7 protein-coding genes and 3 tRNA genes are annotated in these 4554 nt (G+C 68.9%); 7 read left to right on the top strand and 3 right to left on the bottom strand.

Annotated features, from left to right (window positions below; translation table 11 throughout):
* The coding region (locus VIP82_RS17065) for a PP-loop family protein (protein ID WP_331910763.1) at positions 1 to 265 on the bottom strand (265 nt) is incomplete at its 3' end.
* Positions 266 to 339: 74 nt separating this feature from the next.
* On the opposite strand from VIP82_RS17065, the gene VIP82_RS17060 reads away from it, so the two are divergent.
* On the top strand, positions 340 to 873 hold the full coding sequence (locus tag VIP82_RS17060) for an inorganic diphosphatase (RefSeq protein WP_308866032.1): 534 nt from the start codon (positions 340 to 342) through the stop codon (positions 871 to 873).
* Positions 874 to 941: 68 nt separating this feature from the next.
* Here VIP82_RS17060 and VIP82_RS17055 read toward each other — a convergent pair whose 3' ends face one another.
* A complete protein-coding gene (locus VIP82_RS17055) occupies positions 942 to 2345 on the bottom strand; it encodes a M23 family metallopeptidase (RefSeq protein WP_331910761.1) in 1404 nt (467 codons plus the stop codon).
* A gap of 216 nt (positions 2346 to 2561) precedes the next feature.
* Here VIP82_RS17055 and VIP82_RS17050 point away from each other — a divergent pair.
* From VIP82_RS17050 to VIP82_RS17040, 3 genes are all read left to right on the top strand, one after another.
* Positions 2562 to 2634, top strand: a tRNA-Glu gene (locus VIP82_RS17050).
* Between the two features lie 20 nt (positions 2635 to 2654).
* Positions 2655 to 2728 (top strand) — tRNA-Asp (locus tag VIP82_RS17045).
* Positions 2729 to 2805: 77 nt separating this feature from the next.
* Positions 2806 to 2878 (top strand) — tRNA-Phe (locus tag VIP82_RS17040).
* A gap of 39 nt (positions 2879 to 2917) precedes the next feature.
* Here VIP82_RS17040 and VIP82_RS17035 read toward each other — a convergent pair.
* Positions 2918 to 3481, bottom strand: coding sequence for a dihydrofolate reductase family protein (locus VIP82_RS17035; protein WP_331910759.1), 564 nt, complete (start codon positions 3479 to 3481; stop codon positions 2918 to 2920).
* A 143-nt stretch (positions 3482 to 3624) separates the two neighbouring features.
* Here VIP82_RS17035 and VIP82_RS17030 point away from each other — a divergent pair, with 143 nt between their 5' ends.
* The 3 genes from VIP82_RS17030 to VIP82_RS17020 all read left to right on the top strand — a co-directional run.
* Complete coding sequence (locus tag VIP82_RS17030; RefSeq protein ID WP_331910757.1) at positions 3625 to 4101, top strand: DUF2975 domain-containing protein; 477 nt, start codon at positions 3625 to 3627, stop codon at positions 4099 to 4101.
* Complete coding sequence (locus VIP82_RS17025; protein WP_331910755.1) at positions 4101 to 4346, top strand: helix-turn-helix domain-containing protein; 246 nt, start codon at positions 4101 to 4103, stop codon at positions 4344 to 4346. The genes VIP82_RS17030 and VIP82_RS17025 overlap by 1 nt, the downstream gene beginning before the upstream one ends.
* 11 nt (positions 4347 to 4357) lie before the next feature.
* The coding region (locus VIP82_RS17020) for a hypothetical protein (RefSeq protein WP_331910753.1) at positions 4358 to 4554 on the top strand (197 nt) is incomplete at its 3' end.

The following is a 4554-nucleotide window of genomic DNA, read 5'->3' as shown; positions in this document are numbered from 1 at the left end:
GTCCGAGCGCCTGCGCCCTCGCCGCGGCGGCGGCCGCGGCATCCGTCGACCCGTCCTGCAGACCGTGGTCGACCGTGACCGCTGCGGCACGCAGGCCGAGCTTCGGCGCCTCGAAGGCGGTCGCCGCGACGAGCGCGAGCGAATCGGCGCCCCCCGACAGCGCCACGAGCACGGTGGCACCCGGCTCGAGGCCGGTGAGTGCCCGCCGCACGGCGAGGCGCACCTCCGCGACGGCGGGGTCGAGTCCGGGTCTGCGCTCCTCCACCCGCCCACCGTACCCGGCACGCTCCGCGACTAGGCTTGTCGCGGCATCCCACGTCTTTCCGAAGGAGTACCACTATGGGCGCGTACGACGCCGTCATCGAGATCCCGCGCGGCAGCCGCGTGAAGTACGAGGTCGACCACGGCACCGGCCGCGTCTTCCTCGACCGCATCCTCTACACCGCGTTCGGCTACCCGACCAACTACGGGTTCTTCGAGAACACCCTCGGCGAGGACGGCGACCCGCTCGACGTGCTCGTGCTGCTCGATTTCGACCTCGCCCCCGGGGTGCTCGCGAGCGTCCGCCCCGTCGGCGTGCTGAAGATGAGCGACGAGGCCGGCGGCGACGACAAGGTCGTGGCCGTGCTCGGCAAGGACCCGCGCTGGGCGCACATCCAGGACGTGAACGACATCCCGGAGTTCACGCGCAAGGAGATCGAGCACTTCTTCGAGCACTACAAGGACCTCGAGCCCAATAAGTGGGTCAAGGTCGACGAGTGGGCGAGCGCGGCCGAGGCCGAGCGTCTCGTCGGCGAGGCTTTCGACCGCTTCAAGGAGCACGAGGGCCAGACCGCGACCCAGGGTGAGGGCGTCGCGCCGAACACCCTCTGACTTGCTGTCGAAGCGAAGAGCGGATGCCGTCGGCATCCGCTCTTCGTCGTTCGAGAGTGTGTGGTCGGTCAGACCGAGATTCCGCGGTCGGCCATGAAGTAGATCGGGTTGACCGGGTAGTTGTTGACGTACGTCTCGAAGTGGACGTGGCAGCCGAACGAGTTGCCGGTGTTGCCCTCGCTCGCGATGAGCTGGCCCGCATTGACCCACTGGCCCACGCCGACGAAGATGCCGCCGGTGCGGATGTGGCCGTATCCGCTGCCGATGCCGCCGCCGTGGTCGATCTTGATGTAGTTGCCGTACCCGCCGTTCCAGCCGGCGTACACGACGCGTCCGGCGGAAGCGGCGTAGATGCCCGCTCCGCAGCCGGCGGCGAGGTCGACGCCGTAGTGGAAGCCGCTGGAGCAGTAGCTGTTGCCGCACTGCACGGTGCGGGGGCCGTATCCCGAGCTGCGCCAGCCCGACGACGGTCGCGCCCAGCCCGAGCCGACGACGGCTCCGCCGCCACCACCGCCACCGCCGCCTCCGCCACCGCCGGCGTTCTCCCGGGCGATGCGGTCCGCTTCCGCCTTGGCTGCTGCGGCGGCCGCGGCTGCGGCTGCGGCTTCGGCCTCCTTGCGGATGCGCTCGCCTTCTTGATAGTCGGCGACGGTCTTGGCGACCGTGTCCTGCAGGGCGGCGAGCTGCGCCTCGAGCTCGCCGCGCTTGGCGTTCTGCGCGTCGAGAGCGGCCTGCGCCTCTTCAGCCGCCTTCTGCGCGGCGACCATCTTCTCTTCGGCGACCTTCTGGAGCCGGTCGCGCTCGGCGCGCTGCACGGCGGCCTGATCGCTCAGGCTCTGCGCCGAGTCGCGGGCGGTCACGGCCTGCGCGTAGACGTCCTGGTTGCGCTGCACGAGCTTGTCCATCGTGCCCAGGCGGGCGAGCAGGTCGTCGGCCGATGTGGCCGAGCCCGCGAAGAAGAGCTCCAGCGACGTGTCGTCCCCGCCGTTGCGATACAGCTGTGCGGCGACGCGCCCGGCCTTGTTCGCCGCATCCACCGCGGCCGCGCCCTGCGTGTCGGCCTGCTGCTGCAGCTGGTCGGCACGCAGCGCCGCGTCGAAGTACGCCTGCTGCGCCACGTAGAACTCGTCCGCCAGCTGCTGGGCGATCTGCTGCTTGGCCGCAACATCGGCCTCGAGTCCGGCGATCAGCTGCTGGATCTTGGAGACCTCGGCGGCCTTGGCCGCCTCGTTGTTCTTCGCGGCGACGACGTCGTCCCACGACGGGTAGTCCGCGGCGTACGCGGGGCTGACGAGCGGGCCGATCGTGCCGGCGGTCGCGCTGAGCGCGGCGACGCCCAGAATGCCGAGTCCCAACGCGGTGCGCCGGTTCATCGCGGGCCAGAGCCGCCGTTTCTCGCTCGCGGACGGGGCGCACCCGCACTCCGCCGCGTCGTCGGCAAGGGTCTTCACGGTGATGTTTTCGGGCTGCACCGGGTCCTCCCCTCGCGGCGTAACTCGTTTCACACTAGCAACATCAGTAACATGCGCAACCCCCAGTGGCGCATGTCGGCCGCCGCCCCAGACGGCGGTCACCCGGTCAGTCTGCGCCTGGCCGACGGGATCCACAAGGGCGCCACGCCCTCGATTCGCGTTTTGCCCAGTGATTACGTATGCTTGGTCCTCGGCAGTGAGCCCCAGGGTTCACCCGGCCCCATCGTTTAGCGGCCTAGGACGCCGCCCTTTCACGGCGGTAGCACGGGTTCGAATCCCGTTGGGGTCACTCCCATAATTCAAAAGCATGGCCCTGTAGCGCAGTTGGTTAGCGTGCCGCCCTGTCACGGCGGAGGTCGCGGGTTCAAGTCCCGTCAGGGTCGCTCCGAGCGACGGGCCCTTTTTTCGAAGAGGGCCTTTCGTCTAGGACGCGGCAGGTCTTGTATAAGAGATGTCGCGCGGCTCTGTAGCTCAGTTGGTAGAGCGTTCGACTGAAAATCGAAAGGTCACCGGATCGATGCCGGTCGGAGCCACTGAAACCCTCTCCTAGCTTCTACATGGAGGGGGTTTCTTCATTTCCCCCGCCGAACGCGGTATCCGAGGTACACGAATCCGTTCCCGAAGCGGCGCTCGCCGATGAGCTCCAGATCGAGTCGCAGACCGGCGTCGAGGAAGCGGACTCCGCCGCCGATATGCGCGGGCGCGATCACCATCTGCACCTCGTCGAGGACGCCGGCGCGCGCGGCCACGGATGCCAGCTGCCCGCCGCCGATCGCGATCGGGCCGGCAGCGGCATCCGCCATCTGCCTCACCGCCACGGGATCGAAGTCGGCGCGCAGCTCGGTGCGCCGCGTCGTCACCGTGTGGAGCGTCTTCGAATAGACGATCTTGTCGGCGTCGCGCCACAGCAGCGCGAACTCGCGTTCAGCCGGCGACAGGTCGTCGAGCGGCAGGTCGTCCCACACCTTCATGACGTCGTACACCTTGCGTCCGTAGAGGTGCGTGCGCGCGGGGGCGAGCAGCTCGTTCACGAACGCGTGCACCTCGGCATCGGGCGTCGCCCAGTCCCACCGCCCGTCGGGTCCGGCGATGTAGCCGTCGAGCGAGGCTGAGTTGAAGTACGTCACGGAGCCCACGCCCGCACGCTACTCGGCGAGCCTTCCGCCGGCCACCCCCGCACACGTTGCCAGTCGATCCTCAGGAATCCCTCTTGCGCAGGAGACGGATGCGATGGCTATTGTTTTTCGATAGGTCCTTGCCGTTTATCGATAGGTTCGTGATGCGCCCCACAACGATCGTGGTCCTCAAAGCACTCATCGCGGTGCTGATCGCGCTGCTGCTGCTGTGTCAGGTCGCGGTGCTGCCCGGCATGGCGCGATCGCTGGCCGGGATGTATCCGTACCTCGCGTATCTGGAGGTGCCGGGAATCGTCATCGGCGTGATCTTCACGCTCTGCGCCCAGGTGGTGCTCGTCTGCGTCTGGCGGCTGCTGACCCTCGTGCGCGCCGACAGCATCTTCACGCCGCGCGCGTTCGTCTGGGTCGATGTGAGCCTTGCCGCCGTCGTCTTCGCCACGGTGCTGGTCGTCACCACCCTCGCGTTCCTGATCACCGCGCCGGCCGGGTCGCCGTCGATAGTCCTGCTGTGCCTGCTCGGCATCGTGGTCGGCGCCGGTCTGTCGCTGCTGCTCGTGGTGCTCCGCGGACTGCTGCGCAAGGCGTCGCAGCTCGAGCACGACCTCTCGGAGGTGGTCTGATGCCGATCATCATCAACCTCGACGTGCAGCTGGCGAAGAAGAAGATGTCGGTCACCGACTTCGCCGCGGCGATCGACATCACCCCCGCGAACGTGTCGGTGCTCAAGAACGGGCGCGCGAAGGCGGTGCGCTTCACGACGCTCGACGCGATCTGCCGGGTGCTCGACTGCCAGCCGGGCGACATCCTGGAGTGGGTGCCCGACGACCATCCGGCCACCATCGCCGCCCGGGAGAGCGACGCGTGAGCGGCGGGACCGTGAGCGAACGGCGCACGCACGCCTGGAGCGACACCGCGATCGCCGAGCTGCTCGACGTCGTCCGGTGCCCGGTGTGCGCCGCGGGGATGGTCGCCGAGCAGCGGTGCCCCGCGTGCGGTGCGGACTTCGCCGGCGCCCTCGGCCGCGACCTCTGGCTCGCGTCGCGGAACGCCGCCGACGCGCTGCGCGCACGCCA

The organism is Microbacterium sp., assembly GCF_036566905.1.
Classification (GTDB): Bacteria; Actinomycetota; Actinomycetes; order Actinomycetales; family Microbacteriaceae; genus Microbacterium.
The sequence above is the reverse complement of the archived record's forward strand: the minus strand, read 5'-3'. Positions and strand labels throughout refer to the sequence as shown.